At 62.4% G+C, this 19,324-nt stretch carries 16 protein-coding genes; 11 read left to right on the forward strand and 5 right to left on the reverse strand.

The features are described 5' to 3' along the window. The first annotated feature begins 12 nt into the window (after window positions 1–12). From OHL13_RS16715 to moaC, 8 genes are all read left to right on the forward strand, one after another. Entirely contained in the window at window positions 13–258 is a 246-nt protein-coding gene (locus OHL13_RS16715) for a hypothetical protein (protein ID WP_263411260.1), read from the forward strand. Between the two features lie 48 nt (window positions 259–306). Further along, window positions 307–684, forward strand: coding sequence for a 6-carboxytetrahydropterin synthase QueD (gene queD, locus OHL13_RS16720; protein WP_263411261.1), 378 nt, complete (start codon window positions 307–309; stop codon window positions 682–684). A gap of 4 nt (window positions 685–688) precedes the next feature. Beyond that, on the forward strand, window positions 689–1,369 hold the full coding sequence (locus OHL13_RS16725) for a 7-carboxy-7-deazaguanine synthase QueE (protein ID WP_263411262.1): 681 nt from the start codon (window positions 689–691) through the stop codon (window positions 1,367–1,369). A gap of 96 nt (window positions 1,370–1,465) precedes the next feature. Next, the gene (locus tag OHL13_RS16730) at window positions 1,466–1,735 is read left to right on the forward strand and encodes a putative signal transducing protein (RefSeq protein ID WP_263411263.1); all 270 of its coding nucleotides are present in this window, start codon (window positions 1,466–1,468) and stop codon (window positions 1,733–1,735) included. Next, a complete protein-coding gene (queC, locus tag OHL13_RS16735; RefSeq protein ID WP_263411264.1) occupies window positions 1,719–2,414 on the forward strand; it encodes a 7-cyano-7-deazaguanine synthase QueC in 696 nt (231 codons plus the stop codon). The genes OHL13_RS16730 and queC overlap by 17 nt, the downstream gene beginning before the upstream one ends. A gap of 106 nt (window positions 2,415–2,520) precedes the next feature. Beyond that, complete coding sequence (locus tag OHL13_RS16740) at window positions 2,521–3,699, forward strand: carboxypeptidase-like regulatory domain-containing protein (protein ID WP_263411265.1); 1,179 nt, start codon at window positions 2,521–2,523, stop codon at window positions 3,697–3,699. 77 nt (window positions 3,700–3,776) lie between these two features. Then, entirely contained in the window at window positions 3,777–4,982 is a 1,206-nt protein-coding gene (locus OHL13_RS16745) for a molybdopterin molybdotransferase MoeA (RefSeq protein WP_263411266.1), read from the forward strand. Window positions 4,983–4,988: 6 nt separating this feature from the next. Then, a complete protein-coding gene (moaC, locus tag OHL13_RS16750; RefSeq protein ID WP_263411267.1) occupies window positions 4,989–5,453 on the forward strand; it encodes a cyclic pyranopterin monophosphate synthase MoaC in 465 nt (154 codons plus the stop codon). A gap of 107 nt (window positions 5,454–5,560) precedes the next feature. On the opposite strand, the gene OHL13_RS16755 is transcribed toward moaC, so the two are convergent. From OHL13_RS16755 to OHL13_RS16765, 3 genes are read right to left on the reverse strand one after another with little or no spacing between them, the layout of a single operon-like run. Then, the gene (locus OHL13_RS16755) at window positions 5,561–8,701 is read right to left on the reverse strand and encodes an efflux RND transporter permease subunit (RefSeq protein WP_263411268.1); all 3,141 of its coding nucleotides are present in this window, start codon (window positions 8,699–8,701) and stop codon (window positions 5,561–5,563) included. Window positions 8,702–8,703: 2 nt separating this feature from the next. After that, window positions 8,704–9,852 (reverse strand): efflux RND transporter periplasmic adaptor subunit, encoded by a 1,149-nt coding sequence (locus OHL13_RS16760; protein ID WP_263411269.1) that lies wholly within the window; start codon window positions 9,850–9,852, stop codon window positions 8,704–8,706. After that, window positions 9,852–11,144 carry a TolC family protein gene (locus OHL13_RS16765; RefSeq protein ID WP_263411270.1) on the reverse strand — a complete coding sequence of 431 codons (1,293 nt, stop codon included), beginning with the start codon at window positions 11,142–11,144 and terminating at the stop codon, window positions 9,852–9,854. The genes OHL13_RS16760 and OHL13_RS16765 overlap by 1 nt, the downstream gene beginning before the upstream one ends. Before the next feature lie 274 nt (window positions 11,145–11,418). Here OHL13_RS16765 and OHL13_RS16770 point away from each other — a divergent pair, with 274 nt between their 5' ends. Both OHL13_RS16770 and OHL13_RS16775 read left to right on the forward strand, forming a co-directional pair. Then, the gene (locus OHL13_RS16770) at window positions 11,419–12,540 is read left to right on the forward strand and encodes a two-component system sensor histidine kinase NtrB (protein ID WP_263411271.1); all 1,122 of its coding nucleotides are present in this window, start codon (window positions 11,419–11,421) and stop codon (window positions 12,538–12,540) included. Further along, window positions 12,537–13,916 carry a sigma-54-dependent transcriptional regulator gene (locus tag OHL13_RS16775; protein ID WP_263411272.1) on the forward strand — a complete coding sequence of 460 codons (1,380 nt, stop codon included), beginning with the start codon at window positions 12,537–12,539 and terminating at the stop codon, window positions 13,914–13,916. Before OHL13_RS16770 ends, OHL13_RS16775 begins: the two co-directional genes overlap by 4 nt. Window positions 13,917–13,979: 63 nt before the next feature. Here OHL13_RS16775 and OHL13_RS16780 read toward each other — a convergent pair whose 3' ends face one another. Beyond that, window positions 13,980–14,447, reverse strand: coding sequence for a PA2169 family four-helix-bundle protein (locus tag OHL13_RS16780; RefSeq protein WP_263411273.1), 468 nt, complete (start codon window positions 14,445–14,447; stop codon window positions 13,980–13,982). Between the two features lie 365 nt (window positions 14,448–14,812). Here OHL13_RS16780 and OHL13_RS16785 point away from each other — a divergent pair, with 365 nt between their 5' ends. Then, entirely contained in the window at window positions 14,813–17,419 is a 2,607-nt protein-coding gene (locus tag OHL13_RS16785; RefSeq protein ID WP_263411274.1) for a DNA translocase FtsK, read from the forward strand. Between the two features lie 213 nt (window positions 17,420–17,632). Here OHL13_RS16785 and OHL13_RS16790 read toward each other — a convergent pair whose 3' ends face one another. Next, window positions 17,633–19,303, reverse strand: a complete 1,671-nt coding sequence (locus tag OHL13_RS16790; RefSeq protein ID WP_263411275.1) for a ribonuclease J — start codon at window positions 19,301–19,303, stop codon at window positions 17,633–17,635. Between the last annotated feature and the right edge of the window lie 21 nt (window positions 19,304–19,324).

Below are 19,324 nucleotides of genomic sequence, written 5' to 3' on the forward strand. Positions count from 1 at the left end.
TTTAATAGAACTGTGGGACGTAATCTTTTCATCCTCGCCGGTTCGCTTTTTCTGTTTTCGCTGCTTTCCTGCGGCCTGGCGTACACCAACATCGCGCATGAGCCCGGCTCGCCCGGCGACGAATCCCTGTGGCGCACCATGGGGCTCATCCTGCTGGTCGTCTCACTGATTGCTGGTCTCGTCGCGGTGCTTTCCACCATGTTTGAGCAGGCCGAGCGTCGTGCCGAACAGCAGGCCCGCGCCCGCCGTAACCGGTAAGACCGGGTAAACTGGATGCTGAAGCATTTTTAGAAAGCAGACCGCGTCATGTTTGAAATCACCGTAGAGGCGACCTTCTCCTCCGGCCATTACCTCCGCAACTATCACGGCAAGTGCGAGAACCCGCACGGGCATAACTACCGTGTGCTGGTCACGCTGCAGGGCGAGGAACTGGATCCCAGCGGCCTGCTGCTCGATTTCAAGCTGCTCAAGAAGGTTATGCGTCCTGTCGTCGAGTATCTGGATCACCAGATGATCAATGATCTGAAGCCCTTTGACGAGGTCAATCCGTCAGCCGAAAACCTGGCCCGCTACTTCTACCAGGAGACGGCCAAGCAGATGATTGAGATGACCAACGGCCGCGTCCGCGTCAAGGATTGCGTCATGTTTGAAACCGATACTTCGATGGCGCGTTACTTCGAGTAAGCCCATGTACCTTATTGAGCTCTACAAATCCGTGCAGGGCGAGTCCTCCTTCGCCGGAGAGCCATGCATCTTTGTCCGCCTGGCCGGCTGCAACCTGCGCTGCGCCTGGTGCGACTCCGAATACACCTTCACCGGCGGCAAACCCTTCACACTGGACGAGATCGAAGCCCAGGTGGAAGCCCTGAACTGCAGGCTGGTGGAGTTCACCGGGGGCGAACCCATGCTGCAGGCCAAAGAGCTGCTGCCCCTGATGGATCGCCTGCTCGCCCGGGGCTACACCCTGATGATAGAGACCAGCGGCGAGCGCCCGCTGGCGGATGTGCCGAAGGCCGTCCACAAGATTGTCGATGTAAAGTGCCCCGGCGCGGGCTCCGCCGCCAACAGCTTCAACATGGCGAACCTGGACGCGCTGACGAAGGCCGACGAGGTGAAGTTCGTCCTCAGCGATCGCGCCGACTATGAATTCGCACGCGCGTTTATCCAGAAACACGACCTCTTCACAAAGTGCGGCCATATCCTGCTGTCGCCCGCTTTCCAGAAGACGCCGTCGCCTGTCCGCACCGCGGACAACGCTACGCTCGATCCGCGCGTGCTGGTGGAGTGGATGATGGAAGACAACCTTCCCGCGCGTCTCTCGCTTCAGATCCACAAGTTCATCTGGGAGCCGCAGAAGAAGGGCGTTTAGCTTGTGTGTCATTCCGCAACCGAAGGCGGAGGAATCTGCCTCTTGCGTAGCTTGCATCTAACCGGAGTAGCAGTCCAGGAAGGGAAGTAGCCGAACATGAGCACGACCAGCACGAACCCTGACGATCTCGTCACCGTAGCCCGTTTTTCCAATCCCGCCGAAGCCGACCTTGCCCAGGGCATCCTGGAGTCCGCCGGTATTGAGTTCTTCCTCTCTGGCGAAGAGGCCAGTCACCTGATTCCGGCCAGCTTCGGCTCGCGCCTGCAGGTGCGCCGTGCCGATGAGGAGGCTGCGAAAGAGCTGTTGAACAATCCGCCGGCTCCGGCAGAAGGAGCCACCCTCGCAGACGATGGCAACGACCTCTAACCGGCCGCGCGCCGTGGTTTCGCTCTCCGGCGGTATGGACTCCGTCGTTTGCGCCACGCTGGCAGCACGCGACTTTGACGCCTACGCCGTCCACTTTTCCTACGGCCAGCGGACGGAGGCGCGTGAGCTTGCCTCCGCCCGCCAGGCTGCGGAGATACTTGGTTTCAAAGACTTTCTGCACCTGAAGATCGACCTCTTCCGCAGGATCGGTGGCTCGGCGCTGACGGACGAGTCCATCGCCGTGCCGGATGCACCCGCCGAGGAAGCCGAAATTGGCCAGCAGGTCCCGGTAACCTACGTTCCCTTCCGCAACGCGCATTTTCTTTCCGCGGCGGTCAGTTGGGCAGAGGTTCTGGACGCGAAGACCGTGTTCATCGGAGCCGTGGAGCAGGACTCCTCCGGTTACCCGGACTGCCGCCCGGCATACTACGAGGCCTTCAACCGGTTGATCCAGGCCGGGACCAAAGAGGGCGATATTCGCATCGAGACCCCCCTGATTCACCTGAAAAAGTCGCAGATCGTGCGGCTCGGAGTTGAATTGGGTGCTCCGTTCCATGTAAGTTGGTCATGCTATTCCGGGCAGGACGCCGCCTGTGGAACCTGTGAAAGTTGCGTCCTCCGGCTGCGGGCGTTCCGCGAGGCGGGAGCAGCCGATCCGATACCTTACGCGACGCGCTGAAGCAGGGCCTGCCGCAGACAACCAACGCCAGATTTCCGTGTTTCAAATCACCAGCAGTCACGGCGCCTGTTTCCCAAGCGCGCCGCAGGAGAAGAAGAAAATCACCATGATCAACTTCCGTAACTCGATGGGCACGGCGTTCGTCGCGCTCGCGCTCTCCGCTCCGGTCGCCATTGTGGCGCAGCAGGCCCCGGCCACCATCCATGGCCACGTTCAGAACCCCGCCGGACAGGCGCTGACCGCCGGTTCCGTCAAGCTGACGCAGGATCGCAGCTCTGAAGAGAAGAATCGCAAGTATGCCTACACCTTCCAGGTGGACGGCGTCGGCAACTACAAGGGCGAGGGCATTACCCCCGGCACCTACGTCGCCATCTACTTCTCTGCTGACGGCAAGAGCGTCGATTTCATTGATAACGTCGTCTTCACCTCCGGACAGGACAAGCTTGTCGACATCGACATGACCCGTAAGGAGTTCACCGACAAGATGACTCCTGAGGAGAAGAAGGCCCTCGAAGAGTTCAAGAAGAACAACGCTGCCGCAACCGCGGCGAACGCCAAGGTGGCCAACCTGAACCAGGCCCTGGGCGCAGCCCGCGCTTCCATGGCGAGCAAGAACTACGACGAAGCTGTCAACACCATGAAGTCCGCTGTCGACTCCAAGCCCGACGAGCCGATCCTCTGGTACGAGTACGGCAACGCTCTCCTGGGCCAGGCTGACACCGCCGCCGCCGCTGACAAGAAGGCCGGTAAGGTTGCCGCCAGCGATCCTGACGTGCAGGCCAAGTACCAGGCTGCCGTGGACGCCTACGGCAAGGTGAAGGAGCTGAACTCCGCCGCCAAGAAGCCGAACCCCGAAATTCTGGGTGAAGCTCTCGGCAACCAGGGCACGGCTTACGCCAAGTCCGGCAAGGTCGCGGAAGCCAACGCCTCCTACGACGAGGCCGCGAAGGCCAACCCCGCCAAGAGCAAGACCTACTACTTCAACGCCGCTGCCACCTTCTACAACGGCCAGATGCTGGACGCCGCCGCCGCTGCCGCGGACAAGGCGATTGCTGCTGACCCGAACGTCGCCATGGCCTACTACATCAAGGCCCAGGCGTTGATCCCGAAGGCGACCGTCGACCCCAAGACCCAGAAGATCGTGGCTCCTCCGGGAACGGTTGAGGCTTACCAGCAGTACCTGGAACTGGATCCCACGGGCGCGCACGCCGAAGAGGTCAAGGGCATCCTGACCGGCATCGGTGCCGAGATCAAGTCCAGCTACAAGGCCGGCAAGAAGAAGTAAGCTGGTTTCATCCACAACGAAGGCCCCACCTTGCGTGGGGCCTTCGTCTTTCTACAGGTTTTGAGGAGCTCCCCTACGTGTTTTCCTTCCAGCAGGCCTTCGATCTTGTCCTCGAGCACGCGCGGCATCTTCCAGTCCCACGTACGGAGTCCATTCCGCTGGAGCAGGCGCAGGGCCGCGTGCTCTCCGCGCCCCTGCTGGCGGATCGCGACCAGCCGCCCTTCCGCCGCTCCACGCGCGACGGCTACGCTGTTCAGGCAGACAGCTTCCTCACGGCGCTTTCGGCGGAGGTGATTGGCTTTCTGCCCGCCGGCAAGCTCTGGCAGGCCGCAGACCTCCTTCCCGGCCAGGCCATTGAGATCATGACCGGGGCGCCACTGCCCGCGGGCGCCGACGCTGTCGTCATGCTCGAACACATCACCCGCGACGGCAACCGCATCACGCTCTCCGCCGGTCGCACCCTTAAGTCCGGCGAGAACTTCGTTCCAACCGGTTCCGAAGCCAGGGCAGGACAAAGTATTCTGCCCGCCGGCGCTCGCCTCGGCCCTGCGGAGATCGGTCTGGCTGCCAGCATCGGCGCAAGCCAGCTCTGGGTCAATGCCGCGCCGTCGGTCGCCATTCTCGCCACCGGCGATGAGCTTGTCCCTCTGCGCAATACACCGCTGCCGCACCAGATCCGTAACTCCAATAGCCACACGCTCGCCGCCTTGGTGCTGGAGAACGGTGGCATCCCCACACAGCTTGCCATCGCGGAAGACACGCGCGATTCGCTGCGCCAGCGCCTGCAGCAGGCTCGCCAGCACGACCTGATCCTGCTCTCCGGCGGTGTTTCGGCGGGCAAGCATGACCTCGTCGAAGAGGTACTCGCCGAACTCGGTGCGGAGTTCTACATCACCGCCGTTGCCATCCAGCCCGGCAAGCCGTTGGTCTTCGGCCGTCTGAAAGACGGCCCGTACTTCTTCGGGCATCCCGGCAACCCTGTGTCCACGCAGGTTACTTTTCTGCTCTTTGCGGCTCCGCTGCTGCGCGCTCTCGGTGGAGACACCAATCTTGCGCCGCTCTTCGCGCAGGCCGCCGCGGCTGAGCCCATGCAGCACAAGCCCGGCCTCACGCGCTTTCTTCCGGCACGGCTGGACTCTTCCCTCTCGCCCACCGTGCGGCTTGTTCCATGGCAAGGCTCCGGCGACCTGGCTGCCAACGCCCGCGCCAACGGCTACGCTGTGCTTCCGGCAGACCGTAACTCCATTGAGGCAGGCGAGCCTGTCACCGTCCTGCTACGCTAAGTGCCGATGAGCAAACTTTCTCACTACGACGACGCAGGGCAGGCGCACATGGTCGATGTCTCGGCCAAGGCCGGAACACGCCGCGAGGCGGTCGCGGAGGCCTTCGTGGAACTCTCCGCCGAGACGCTGGCCGCGCTTCCGCAGAACCCCAAGGGCAACCCGCTTGAGGTGGCGCGCTTTGCTGGCATCCAGGCCGCCAAGCAGACCTCCACGCTGATCCCGATGTGTCATCCGCTGCCGCTCAGCTACGTCGACATTCAGACGGAGGTCGTGGACGACGGTATCCGCGTGCTGGCTACCGCCGCCACCGTCGCCGGTACCGGCGTCGAGATGGAAGCCATGACGGCAGCCTCTGTCGCAGCGTTGACGATCTATGACATGACCAAGGCGCTCGACAAAGGCATCCGCATCCGCCATCTGCAACTGCTGTCGAAATCCGGCGGAAAGAGCGGCGAGTGGCGTAGAAGCTGAGTGGAGCCTCGGATCAGCCCGGTTCTTCGCTCGAGGCTGGGTATGTCTCCATGCAGGCCTGAACTCGCCTTCATCGTAAAGGGGCTTCAGCCCCGGAGAAGACGCACCTAAACCTCCGGCATCTCCTCGAGCGCCGGCGGAGCGCTCTTGCCCTCAAAGGCGGCATAGACCACCGGCAGCAGAAGCAGCGTCAGCGCTGTCGAGCTCACCAGGCCGCCGATGACCACAATCGCCAGCGGCCGCTGAATCTCCGATCCCGGTCCCGTTGCAAACAGGAACGGCACCAGGCCCAGAGCTGCTACGGTTGCGGTCATCATCACCGGGCGGAAGCGCAGACGAGCGCCTTCCCGCACCGCTTCATCCTGCTCCAGCCCTTCCTGGCGCAGCTTGCGGATGTAGCTGACCAGCACCACGCCATTCAGCACCGCAATGCCCCACAGCGCAATAAAGCCGACTGACGCAGGCACTGACAGGTACTCTCCTGAGAGAAACAATCCGAGGATGCCGCCGATCGACGCCAGAGGAAGCACGGTGATGATCAGCGCGGCAAACCGCACGGACTTGAACAGGATGAACAGAAGGAAGAAGATGGCCGCGATGGTGATCGGGATAATGATCATCAGGTGATGCAGAGCTCGCTCCATGTTGTGGAACTGGCCGCCCCACTCAATGTAGTAGCCCGCCGGCAGAGGCACCTGCTTCTCCACCTTCTGCTGCAGCTCCGCCACATATCCGCCCAGGTCGCGATCCTGCACATTGACTCCGACGACAATGCGGCGCTTGCCCAGGCTGCGGTTGATCAGTGCTGGACCTTCCACCACCTTCACGCTGGCCAGGTCCTTCAACGGAACACGGGGCCCATCCGGCGAGCTGATCTGTAACTGGCGAATGTCCTCCACCGAGTCACGCAGGTTCGCGGGCAGACGCACCACGCTGGAGAACCTGCGTTCTCCCTCGTAGATCTCTGTCGCAGACTTGCCAGCGATGGCCGTCTCAATCACATCGTTCACATCCGATGCGTTCAGGCCATAGCGCGCAATCGCTCCACGATCAATGTCGATGGTCAGGTACTGCTGTCCTCCCACGCGATCCACGCGCGTATCCTGCGTGCCCTGAATGCCGGTTGCAACCTTGGCAATCTGGTTGGCCTTCTCTACCAGCAGGTCCAGGTCATCGCCGTACAGCATCACGGCCACATCGGCGCGCACGCCGGAAACCATCTCGTCCACGCGATCGCTGATCGGCTGCGACATCACCAGGTTGATGCCCGGCAGCGCCGCCAGCTTGGTGCGGATCTCTTCCGCCACCTTGTCCTGCGTCATGCCCTTGGGGCGCTCATCAAACGGCGTCAGCGAGGTCAGCACGTCGGCCTCGTTCGGACCCGCCGGGTCAGCCGGCGACTCACCTCGTCCCACGCGGGAGACAACATTCTCCACGCCCTTCACGCTCATGATCAGCTTCTGCATCTGCGACTCCATTCGCAGAGACTCATCCAGCGAGATATTCGGTACGCGGTCCGCATTGGGCGACAACGTGCCTTCCTGCATCTCCGGAATGAACGATGTGCCCAGCAGCGGCACCAGGGCCAGTGATCCGAAGAAGGACAGGATGACACCCATCACCATCACCTTGCGATGGCCAAGCGCCCACGTCAGAATCCACGAATAAGGCTTGCGCAGCCAGCGCACCAGCCAGGTGTCGTCTTCCGACCCGCCCTTCAGCAGGTACGAGGACAGCACCGGCGACAACGTCAACGACAGCACCAGGGAGATGGCCAGTGCAATGGCAATCGTGTACGCCAGCGGCGCGAACATCTTGCCTTCCATGCCCTCCAGCGTCATCAGCGGAAGAAAGACCAGGATGATGATCGTCACACCGAACAGCGTCGGCGTTGCCACTTCCTGCGTGGCATCCAGCACCATGCGCAGCTTTGACGGTTTCTCTTCGCTGTGTCCATGGCTATGGCTCAGGCGGGCGAAGACGTTCTCCACCACCACCACTGAACCGTCCACCATCAGGCCGATGGCAATCGCCAGTCCACCCAGCGACATCAGGTTCGCCGACAGGTGTATCTGGTTCATCACCAGGAAGGTCAGCAGAGGCGTCAGGATCAGGTTCGCGCTCACAATCAGGCTTGAGCGCAGATCGCCGAGGAAGAGGAACAGAATCACAACGACAAAGACCACGCCCTCGCCCAGCACCTCGGTCACGGTATGGATTGCTGCGTCCACCAGCTCTGACCGGTCGTAGTAAGGAACAATCTTCAGCCCGCCGGGGATCATGTTCTTCGCATTGATCTCGGTCACGCGTTCCTTCACGCGGCTGACGATCTGCTTGGCATTGCCGCCCGAGGTCATCAGGACAACGCCACCTACCGCCTCGGTATAGCCATTCTTCACCATGGCGCCGTAGCGGACCTCGGTGCCCAGGCGCACAGTGGCCACATCGCGCACGTAGACAGGCGTGCTCTTGCTCTCCTTCAGCACGATGTTTTCAATATCGGCGACATCGCGGACAAGGCCCACGCTGCGAATCAGGTACTGCTCGGCGTGCTGCGGCAGAATGCCGCCGCCGGCATTGGCATTGTTACGCGCCAGCGCCGAACGCACATCGTTGATCGTCAGGTTGTAGTAGTGCAGCTTCTGCGGATCCACCAGCGTTTCATACTGCTTGACAAAGCCGCCGGTGGAATTAATCTCGGCCACACCGGAGATGGAACGCAGCAGCGGCCGCACGACCCAGTCCTGCAGGGTGCGGCGCTGAACCAGCTCTTCCCGTGTCAGCACATGATGCTCTTCCGCTTCACCCGGCAGCTCCAATGTGTACTGGTACACCTCGCCAAGTGCGTTTGTGATGGGCCCAAGCACCGGCGTGACACCCTCCGGCATGCGATCACGCAGTTCCGCCAGCCGCTCAGAGACCATCTGCCGCTCGCGGTAAAGATCGCTCTCGTCGGTAAACACCAGCGTGATCAGCGACAGCCCCGGCTTGTTCAGCGAGCGCATATCGGTCATGCCCGGAAGGCCGGTCATGGCGATCTCAATCGGAATGGTGACGAAGCGCTCCACTTCTTCCGGACTCTTGCCCGAGGCCTCGGTCGCAATCTGTACCTGCACGTTGGCTACATCCGGAAAGGCGTCGACGGAGAGCTTCTGGGCCGCGTTCAGGCCAAAGCCCACCAGCACACACGCAACCACCACAAGAATGAGGCGCTGACGCAGTGCGCCCGCAATGATGGACTGCAGCATGCTTACTTCTCCCCTTTGATGGCAGCTTGCTTCCGCTGATTGTTCAGGTGGAAGGCACCGTCCGTCACAATGCGTTCCGCCTGTGTCACACCGTTCAACACCACGCGGCGATCGTTCTCTTCTTCGCCCAGCGTGACCTCGCGCAGAATGTACTTCTGCGGCCCGATCTGGATAAATACGTGGTCCTTGTTCTCCTCGCGCACAACGGCTGTGTTCGGTACCGTCAGCTTGCGATCGCTGTGTCCGGTGAAGGTCATATTCGCCAGCTCATCCGGTTTCAGTTGCCCATCCGGATTCGGCACATCCATGCGCACCTGCACCGTCCGCGTTGCCGGATCGACGATCGGCGCAACGTACGAGAGCCTGCCATGCAGCTTCAACTGCGGCAGCGCGGGAATACCCACCTCGACATCCATGCCCACCTTCAGGATGCCGGCTTCCTGTTCCGGCACATCGGCGGTAATCCATACGTTTGAAAGATCTGCGATGGTAAAGGCCGGGTCTGCCGGCTGTACTACTTGCCCAATCGTGATCTCACGCTTCAGCACAGTGCCGCTCTTCGGAGCGACGATCGGGTAATCGGCGCTCAGTTTGCGGGATGTCTCCAACTGGCGGATCTGCCCCTCGGTCATGCCCAGGCCCAGCAGCTGCGTGCGATAGCTCGCGGCCTCCGTGCTTGCCTGCAGCAGCTCGGCGCGACGGCGCTCCAGTTCCGCGCGTCCAATTACGTCGGCGGTTACAAGCTGTTCCGCGCGCTTCACGGCAGCATCGGCAAGTGCCTGCTGCGATGCGGCCTTGATCAGCGCGAACTGCGTGTCTGACAGGTTTGTGCTGTGCAGCGTCGCCAGCACCGCGCCCGTGCGTACATGCTGCCCTTCAAAGACCAGCAGGTTCAGAATGCGTCCTGCCACCGGAGACCCCACGCGGGCAATACGCTGTGCATCCGTCTCCACGCGCGCTGCCACCTGCAGTGTGCCGGTTACGTCGGCCATCTGCGGCGTGCCAAACTTCAGGCTCTCTGCCAGCACGGGCGTTACGGAAACAATGTTCGAGTCTCCCGGAGCTGCCGCAGCCTCTTCCTTCGGCTTCTGCTTGCAACCTGCTGTCAGCATCACCGCGGCCATCGCCGCGGCCGCATACCATCGTGTCATCACGGCTTCGCTCCTGGCGTCAGTGCGCCCAGTTCTTCCAGATCAATCAATGCAGACTGGCGCGCGAACTGCGCATCCAGCAAATCGCCGCGCACACTTTGCAGTACACGCTGCGCGTCCAGAACCTCAACAATGCCGCGCTCGCCAAAGCGATACGCGGACTTGGCTGCTTCCACCGCGCTTTCCGCCGCACGCAGCGAGCCGGCCTCCAGCGAACTGACCTGCTGGTTTGCCAGTTGGTACTGCTCATACGCACGCTCCAGCGAGCTCACCAACTCCAGGCGGCGTTGATCCAGAACCGCATTCGACTGAGAGATCGATGCCTTCGCATCGGCAATCTCGCCGCGCCGTCGGTCAAACACCGGAATCGGTACTGAAAACCCCGTGCGCCAGTAACGCAGATCCGGCTGGTTCTCAAACTCCGCAAAGAAAGTGGGGCGCGGAATCCGCATCGCCTTCTCGCGGTCCAGCGTCGCCTGGCTTGTCTTCAAATCCGCCTGCGACTGCAGAACCGCGGGGTGATTCACCAGCACCTGGTCGCGCAACGTATCCAGCGCAGGCAGCACCGCGCGGCCATCAATGGAACCCACAGGCACCAGGTTGGCGTCTGCCGGGGCAGCAATGGCGGCACGCAGCAGTGCAATGGCGGAGGTGTATTCAATCTGTGCGCTGTTGACCGCAAAGCGCGCGCGGGCCAGTTCGGCCTCGGCGCGGGTCAGCTCCAGCCGTCCCTTTTCGCCAACGCTTACTTCCACCTCAACACGGCGGCGCAGATCTTCCACCAGCGTCAGGTTTTCGCGCGCCTGCCTGATCTCTTGCAGTCGCTTCAGCGCGATGTAGAACGCCCTCTGCGCATCGGCCATCACATTCAGGCCGATTCCCTGCTCCGCCGCTCGTGCGCTGGATACCTGAAACTCCGCCGCCTTGCGCCGTGCGGTGCGCTCTGACGGAATCTCGATAGTCTGTGTTCCGCTGTAGTGCTGCAGCAGACCCGGCGTGCCGGGTGTCGCGATAGGCCGCGCATACTGCGGGCCGAAGTAGATATCCATGGTGGGATTGCTGTAGGCTCGCGCGGCCAGCACGCCCGCCTGGCTGCGCTGGGTTGCGGCCAGCGCCTCCTGCAGCCGCGGACTATTGCGCCGCGCCATGGCCAGCGCCTCATCCAATGTCAGCCGCAATTCGGATGCTGCTGCGGTCGTCTGCTGCATCACTGTCTGCGCAGGTGTGCCCGCGTCGACCGGCGCGTTGGCGGAGCTCTGCGCAACCAGCAGACTGGCTGGCAGCAAGGGCAATAGAAAAAGCTTTCCTGGCGTCACAACCTCCCCATGGCAATTCCTGCACCAAACCGGAAATGCAGGGTTTTCCATGGATTTGCAAGGGAAAGGGTGTCCCATTTCGTACACCATGTGTTCGCTATCCGGCACAGCCGAGCGGGAAAACGGGGGTAAACCCTCATCCGCAGCGGCCTTCGGGGTTGGCGCGGGAATTGCAACAGTGGCAGCGATGCCTGCAGTCTCCAACTTACGTTGGCCCATGCCGCCGGTTCCCACGTGGGAAAATGACACCATGGCCCAGCTTCCCTCCGCGTTGCGATCCTCGCAGGCCAAGGCCGTACTCGTCCTTGTGCTGGTGGTGGTGCTGGTGGTTTTCACCTGGGTTGTGCCGCCACACGCCGTCGTGCTGCACAACATCCTGCACCACCTCAACATCCTGCCTTTCATGCTCGCCGGCCTGTTCTTCGGCTGGCGCGGAGCCTATCGCACGGCCCTGCTGGCGGGGCTGCTCTTTGCGCCCTCCATCTACCTGCACTGGTTCAAGGCTCCGCTGGACGCGCAGGACCAGATCGTTGAGCTTGGTACCTTCGGCGCGGCCGGCGTCATTGCTGGTATTCTTTCGGACCGCGAACGCATGCAGCGCCGCCGCGTTGAGGTCACCAAGCAGGAGCTGGAGCGCGTCTACACCGAGCTGCGCCAGAACATTGACCAGCTCCGCAAATCTGAGCGCCTCAGCGCCGCCGGACAGCTCTCCGCTTCGCTCGCGCATGAGATCCGCAACCCGCTGGCCAGCATCAGCGGTGCCGCCGGCATCCTCGCCCGCGGGCAGGCGTCGCCGGAAGCCCGTGCCGAGTGCCTTGAGATCCTGACCAAGGAATCCCAGCGGCTCAACAAGCTGCTCACCAACTTCCTCGACTTCGCCCGCCCGCGTCTGCCCCGCATGCAGTGGATGGAGCCTGCCGAGATGGCCGCATCGGTCGCCTCCCTGGCGCAGCACGCCGCCAGCCGTCAGAACGTCACTATTGAGGTCCGTAACGCCGCTGCTCTTCAGCCCGTTGAGTGCGACCCGGAACAGATCAAGCAGCTTCTGCTCAACCTGGTACTCAACGCCATTCAGGCCACCGAGGGCGAAGGCTCCGTCACGCTCCGCAGCTTCGCGCAGAACGGCAAGCTCTGCATGGAGGTCAGCGACCAGGGCAAGGGCATCAGCGCGGAGGTGCGCGACCACATCTTCGAGCCCTTCTTCACCACGCGCGATAACGGCACCGGGCTTGGCCTGGCCATCGCGGCCAACATCGCCGGCCAGCACGGTGGCACGCTGACCTGCGCCCCCAACGTGGGCCGTGGAGCCATCTTTCGCGTGGAGCTTCCGCTTGCCCCGGCACGTCTGCGTCAACCCGTGGAGGTGGCGTGAGCAACCGCATTCTTGTTGTCGATGATGACGCCAGCCTGCGCCGCGTCATGAAGCTGCAGCTTGAGGAAGCTGGCTACCAGGTCTCTCTTGCCACGGATGGGGAGGAGGCATGGCGCATGCTGCAGGAGTCCGAACCGCAGCTCGTCATTACCGATCTGCGCATGCCCACCACCGGCCTGGAGCTGCTCTCACGCATTACCCAGGCAGGTCTGCGGACCACCGTCATTGTCGTCACCGCCTTCGGCACGGTGGAGACCGCCGTTGAGGCCATGAAGCTCGGAGCGTATGACTACGTCACCAAGCCGCTGGACTTTGAGGCGCTGGTGCTTGTGGTCCATCGCGCCATGGAGCGCCAGAGCCTGATTGAAGAGGTGCAGACGCTGCGCTCGGCTCTGGATCAGCGCTATGGCTTTGAAGGCATCGTCGGCCATGCCAAGGGTCTGCTGCGTGTGCTGGACCAGGCTGCCCGCGTCGCTCAGCGCGACGCCACCGTCCTTATCCAGGGAGAGACCGGCACCGGCAAGGAGCTGGTTGCCCGGGCCATTCACCACAACAGCCGCCGCGGTAAAAAGGCCTTCACCGCCATCAACTGCGGCGCCATTCCGCGTGACCTGGTGGAGAGTGAGCTCTTCGGCTACACCAAGGGAGCCTTCACCGGCGCCCTTGCGAACAAGGAAGGCCGTATCGAGTCCACCAACGGAGGCACACTCTTTCTCGATGAGGTCGGCGAGCTTCCGCTGGAGGCACAGGTCAAGCTGCTGCGCGTGTTGCAGGAGAGTGAGGTCGCAAAGCTTGGCGCAACCGAGCCTGTGAAGGTCGACGTCCGCGTCATTGCCGCCACCCATCGCGACCTGTCGGCAATGGTTGAAGACGGTACATTCCGCGAAGACCTCTACTACCGCCTCGCCGTTGTGCCACTGCGCATTCCGCCGTTGCGTGAGCGCCGCGAAGACCTGCCGGAGTTGATCGAGGTGCTCTTTGAGCGCGCCTGCAAGCGTCACGGCATTGATGATCTGAGCCTCTCGCAGGGCGTGCTGCAGCGTCTCATCGCCTATCACTGGCCGGGCAATGTGCGTCAGCTGGAGAACATGCTGGAACGGCTGGTCGTACTCTCTTCTTCGAATGTCATCCCTGTGGAGGATCTGCCACCCGAACTTAGCGCGCCGCCGCGTCCCGCGCTCTTCTGGCCGGAGCTGCCGGAGCAGGGCATCAGCCTGGAGGCGCTGGAGCGCGACCTGATCCGCCGCGCTCTCGAACGGTTCCACGGCAACCAGACGCAGGCTGCCCGGTATCTGGACATCAGTCGCAGAACGCTCATCTATCGCATGGAAAAGCACGGCCTGGTCGAGGCCGGGGTTCACAAAGACGACGAGTAAAGCGCATTTTAAGCACCAAAAAGCGGCCCGAAGGCCGCTTTTTGCGTGTCAAAGTGGTTTCTTTTAAGCCGCTTTACGCTGGTCGCGGGCGTTGCGGACGAAGTCATGCGAGGTCTGGATATGGGCATACTGCTCGCTCAGGATCTTGTGGACCGGCAGCGGAAGCGTTTCCTTGATGGCCTCGGCATAGACCTTCTTGGCTTCATCTTCACCCTGTTCGGCGGTCGCCAGCAGTGAGTGGTCGCCGCCACCCAGCTTGGCCTTCAGGTCGCCCCAGACGCGGTGCAGTTTGCCGGCAACGGTGCCGCTTTCTTTCACATCGTGGAAGCCGGCATGGTGCAGTTCGTTTTCCAGATCGGCCCGGAAACGGGCACGTTTCAGACTCTCTGCCAGGAAGTAACGCTTCAGGGATTCGTCCTTCAACTGCTCGCCGATGGTCTGGAAGCCTTCCTGCCCGTCGATCAGGTTCTGGATCACTTCACGCAGGGTGTCATTCAAGCTGCTTTGCTTTTCGGCATCGGTGATTGCCATGGTTTGTATCCTCCGTGGATTCATACGCTTAAGGGGCTAAGGCAAGGTCCGCCGGCTGTCATTGCGATTCTCCTTCGCCGGCGGCAAGCAGGAGGAAATCGCGAAAACCCCGCGCCCCTGCCAGCCCTTTGTTGCATTTCTCCCGCCGGCCCGACTACAAGTCAGCGGGGTGTCGTAACGGGATGGATGCCGGGTGCCCGAGAGGGTTTGCCCGGAAAATCAAACCGCTTTCCCGAATCGGAAGGGTAGTCACCTGGATTCCCCCCGGGGCGATTTCCGGCCCGGATGCGGCCCCGGAGCGGGGAGAATGTAAGGTACTTCCGCGACGTGCGCGCGGAGGCGGTCCCCCATTTCCCGAGGTGTAGATGAAGCCACTCCGTTTTGTCACCACGCCGACCCGTAACCGCCGCCTGAACGAGCTGATTGGCCTGGCCGTTCTGGTTGCCGGCGGTTTGCTGGCGCTGGCGCTGGTCAGTTACACGCCGACAGACCCATCCTGGAACACGGTGGGAGGCTACGCCACGGGGCGGCCGGCGCATAACTGGACGGGCATTGTCGGCGCGTTTGTCAGTGACGCGGCGCTGCAACTGATTGGTGTGGCGGCGTTTATCATCCCGCTGGGGCTGATGCGGCTGGGCTACTGCTGGATGCGCTCGCGACCGGCCGGATCGCCCGTGGCCAAGTCTGTGGGACTGCTGCTGTGGATCGTCTTCGGGCCCGCGATGTTCGCGCTTTTCCCCGGGCAGATGCACTGGCGTGGCGCCCTGCCGATTGAGGGTGTGGAAGGCCGTCTGCTGGCCGATGGCATGATCGCCATCCTTAACTTCCCGGGCGCCTGCATCGTGGTGGGGATGATGGTGGTCATGGCCACCTACCTTTCCACGACCTTTACCTTCAGCACGGCGCGCGACTGGGCCACGGCCCGTTTTGCTTTTCTGCAGGCTATGCAGGACCGCTGGCGCAACTGGCGTGGGAATCGCACCTCCGCCTCTGACCGCGCCATTGCCGAGTACGAGAGCAAGCGCGAACGTTCCATGGAGCGCGAACGCCGCGCCCGCGAGAAGGAAGAGCGTAAGACGCAGAAGGCCGATGCCGCCGAGAGCACCTCTCTGCTCTCAAGCCTGTTCGGCTGGATGAGCCGCCGCAAGGTGAAGCCTGAGCCGCTGGGCGAGCAGGAAACCGCCGAGCCGCTGGAGGCCGAGGCAGGCCCCACGCCGTCGGTCTGGTCCAAGGTGCCGCGCACCATGGTGGATGCCCCGGCAGAGAGTGGTGACCCCGTTCTGCCGGCGGCCTACGCTGCTGCCGCCGAGGAGCGGCTGAGCCAGGCCACCATTGAGGAGTTCGAACCCGAAGAGAGCTATGCGGAGCCGGAGCGCAAGGTCATCAGCTTTCCCACGCCGGCCGCCGCGCAGCGCTATGAGGAACCGGAGCCGGAAGAGAAGAACATCTCCTTTGGCAAGCGTGCCGACGAGAAGCTGAAGACGGTTACGCTGACGGCCAAGAGCGTCCACGGCTACAAGCTGCCGCCGTCCAGCCTGCTGCACCGCAGCGAAGAGCCGACCATTGTGCGCGAGGACGCTCTGCGCGAAGAGGCTCGCACGCTTGTCGAGAAGTGTGCCGAGTTCGACGTGAACGGACAGGTGACGCAGATCAATCCCGGACCGGTGGTCACCACCTTCGAGTTCCGCCCGGAGGCAGGCGTGAAGTACTCGCGTGTCACCGGGCTGGCCGATGATCTGTGCCTGGCCATGGCGGCGGAGAGCATCCTGATCGAGCGCATGGCGGGCAAGAGCACCGTCGGCATCCAGGTGCCGAACTCCGAGCGCGAAACCATCTGGCTGCGCGACATTGTGGAGAGCGAGCACTTCGCCAACACGAAGTCGAAGCTTGCCATTGCGATGGGGAAGGACATCAACGGCCGTATTGTCACGGCGGACCTGTCCGCCATGCCGCACGTGTTGATTGCAGGCTCCACCGGTTCTGGTAAGTCGGTAGCCATCAACGCCATGATCATGAGCGTTCTGTTCAAGGCGACGCCGGAGCAGGTGCGCATGATCCTGGTCGATCCGAAGCGCGTGGAACTCGGGATGTACGAGGGGATTCCGCACCTGTTCACGCCGATCATTACGGAGCCGAAGCTGGCGGCGAATGCACTGAGGAACGCGGTGCGCGAGATGGAGCGCCGGCTGAAGCTGCTGGCGAGCAAGCACGTCCGCAACATTGACCAGTACAACAAACTGTTTGAGAACGGCACGCCTTCCATGTTTGAGGACGATGAGGAGCAGGCACCGCTGCCCTACATCATGATCATCATCGACGAGCTGGCCGACCTGATGATGCTGGACAAGGCCAACGTGGAAGAGGCCATCACCCGCCTGGCGCAGATGGCGCGTGCTGTCGGCATCCACCTGGTGCTGGCGACGCAGCGGCCTTCGGTCGATGTGATCACCGGCCTGATCAAGGCGAACGTGCCGACGCGCATGAGCTTCCGCCTGGCGACTAAGGTGGACTCACGCACCATCATCGACTCCAACGGCGCAGAGAGCCTGCTGGGACGCGGCGATATGTTGTTCCTGCCGCCGGGCACATCGCGTCTGCAGCGTGTCCACGCCCCGTTTGTGACGGAGAAGGAGATTGCCGCGGTCACGGACTTCTGGAAGCAGCAGGGCGAAGCCGAGTACGTGCAGGGCTTCCTGGAAGGCCCGAAGGACGACAAGGGCCGCGACCTGGATGCCATGAGCGAGGATGACAACGACGAACTGTTCGACGATGCGGTCAAACTGATCTTCGAGTTCGGTAAGGCCTCGACCAGCCTGCTGCAGCGGCGTCTGAGGATTGGCTATGGACGCGCCGCACACCTGATCGACATGATGGAGCGCGATGGTCTGGTGGGTCCTGCCGAAGGATCAAAGCCCCGCGAGATTCTGAAGAGCCCGGACTGGATAAAGGAAGTCGATTCCGCCTTGCGGTAAGGGATGTTGCAGGGAGAAGAAAAACGCCGGCCATTGAGGCCGGCGTTTCTCTTTCTTAAGGTGATGTTTCGGCACGGCTGAAGCCGCGCCCTGACGGTCTGCGAAGAGAAGCAGACCCTTCCAGAATGACAAAAGACAAGAAAGGCAAAAGCACTCTCGCTTTGCGAGATACCCACCCTTCGCCTTGCGAAGGGTGGGGCAACGAATGCTCTTTTAGATCTCCAGGATGACCGGCATGATGAGCGGGCGCCGGCTGGTGTTCTTCTGGATGTAGCGCTTGAGGTCGGTGCGGATCTTCTCCTTGATCACACCGTAGTCACCCTTTTCCTCGTTGGAGGAGTTGTCGAGGGTGCGTGCGATGACCATGCGGGCTTCGTTCAGCACGCTGGGGTCGGGTACGGCGAAACCGCGGGCGATGATCTCGGGCGAGCCCTCGACCAGGCCGGTGAGCTTGTTGATGGCCAGGATGGGCAGCAGCAGGCCGGCTTCCGACAGGTGGCGGCGGTCGCGAATGACGAGGTCGTCGACCACGTCGGCGGTCGATCCGTCATCGATCAGGATGCGTCCGGCGCGGACCTTCTGGTCGCGGCGTGTGGCCGTGTCCTTGGTCAACTCCAGCACATCGCCATCTTCCAGAAGGAAGGTCTGTTTGGGGATGCCGGTGGATGCCGCGAGTTCCGCGTGGCGCTTCAGGTGGCGATAGTCACCGTGCACGGGGATGAAGAACTTCGGCTTCACGAGATTGATCATCAGGCGAAGCTCTTCCTGGCTGGCGTGTCCGCTCACGTGGATGATGCCGTGGGTGCCGTCGTCGAAGATCACGTCGGCATCGCGGCGCACCAGGTGGTCGATCATGCGGAAGATGCCCTTCTCGTTGCCGGGAATAATGCGGCTGGAGAGCAGGACGGTGTCGCCGGGCTCGATGCGGGCGTGCTTGTGGTTGTCGACGGCAGCGCGGGACAGCGCAGACATGGGCTCGCCCTGTGTGCCGGAGATCAGCACGCAGACCTTCTCGGGCGGGAAGTCCTTGATCTGTCCGCCGTTGATCAGCAGGCCCGGGGGAATGTCGATGTAGCCCAGGTCGCTGGCGATCTCGGTGGAGTTGTCGAGCGAGCGGCCGATGACGGCGACCTTGCGGCCATGTTTCTCCGCCAGCTCGAAGGCCAGCTTCAGGCGATGGATGGAGGACGAGAAGCAGGAGAAGAAGAGGCGCTTCTTGGTGCGTCCGAACAGGTCATCGAGGCGCGGACGTACGGCTCGCTCGCTGGGCGTGTGGCCGGGGCGGTCGACATTCGTGGAGTCCTGCAGGAGGGCGAGCACGCCGCCGTTGCGGCCAAGCTCGGCAAAGGTCTGCAGGTCGAACGGATGGCCGTCGGGCGATGAGAGATCGACCTTGAAGTCACCGGTGTGCAGAATGGTGCCGTGGGGCGTGTGGATGGCCAGGGAGACGCAGTCCACCAGCGAGTGGGTGACGCGGATGGGCTGGATGCGGAAGGGACCGATCTGGAACTGCTCGCCCGGGATCATCTCCAGCATCTCGGTGTCGTCCAGCAGCTTGTGCTCTTCGAGTTTGCCTTCGACGTATGCCAGGGTGAACTCGGTGCCGTAGACGGGCACGTCGCGCAACTCGGTCAGGATCCAGGGAAGGCCGCCGATGTGGTCCTCGTGACCGTGGGTCAGGAGGATGGCTTTGACCATGTCACGGTTCTCGACCAGGTAGCTGATGTCGGGCACGACGATGTCGACACCCAGCAGCTCCTCGTCGGGAAACATCAGGCCGGCGTCGATGACGATAATGTGGTCGCCCAGGCGAATGGCACAGCAGTTCATGCCAAATTCGCCAAGGCCGCCGAGCGGAATGATTTGCAGCTTGTCGAGACTCATCAAAGATTCATGCTAACGGAT

Source organism: Terriglobus tenax, assembly GCF_025685395.1.
Classification (GTDB): Bacteria; Acidobacteriota; Terriglobia; order Terriglobales; family Acidobacteriaceae; genus Terriglobus; species Terriglobus tenax.

Bases quoted from the DNA above. Each gene is read 5' to 3' on its own strand.
- queD (WP_263411261.1), top strand. From the start codon at position 307: ATGTTTGAAATCACCGTAGAGGCGACCTTCTCCTCCGGCCATTACCTC.
- OHL13_RS16790 (WP_263411275.1), bottom strand. From the start codon at position 19,303: ATGAGTCTCGACAAGCTGCAAATCATTCCGCTCGGCGGCCTTGGCGAA.
- OHL13_RS16755 (WP_263411268.1), bottom strand. From the start codon at position 8,701: ATGCTGCAGTCCATCATTGCGGGCGCACTGCGTCAGCGCCTCATTCTT.
- OHL13_RS16725 (WP_263411262.1), top strand. From the start codon at position 689: ATGTACCTTATTGAGCTCTACAAATCCGTGCAGGGCGAGTCCTCCTTC.
- OHL13_RS16740 (WP_263411265.1), top strand. From the start codon at position 2,521: ATGATCAACTTCCGTAACTCGATGGGCACGGCGTTCGTCGCGCTCGCG.
- OHL13_RS16770 (WP_263411271.1), top strand. From the start codon at position 11,419: ATGGCCCAGCTTCCCTCCGCGTTGCGATCCTCGCAGGCCAAGGCCGTA.
- OHL13_RS16785 (WP_263411274.1), top strand. From the start codon at position 14,813: ATGAAGCCACTCCGTTTTGTCACCACGCCGACCCGTAACCGCCGCCTG.
- OHL13_RS16780 (WP_263411273.1), bottom strand. From the start codon at position 14,447: ATGGCAATCACCGATGCCGAAAAGCAAAGCAGCTTGAATGACACCCTG.
- queC (WP_263411264.1), top strand. From the start codon at position 1,719: ATGGCAACGACCTCTAACCGGCCGCGCGCCGTGGTTTCGCTCTCCGGC.
- OHL13_RS16730 (WP_263411263.1), top strand. From the start codon at position 1,466: ATGAGCACGACCAGCACGAACCCTGACGATCTCGTCACCGTAGCCCGT.
- moaC (WP_263411267.1), top strand. From the start codon at position 4,989: ATGAGCAAACTTTCTCACTACGACGACGCAGGGCAGGCGCACATGGTC.
- OHL13_RS16760 (WP_263411269.1), bottom strand. From the start codon at position 9,852: ATGACACGATGGTATGCGGCCGCGGCGATGGCCGCGGTGATGCTGACA.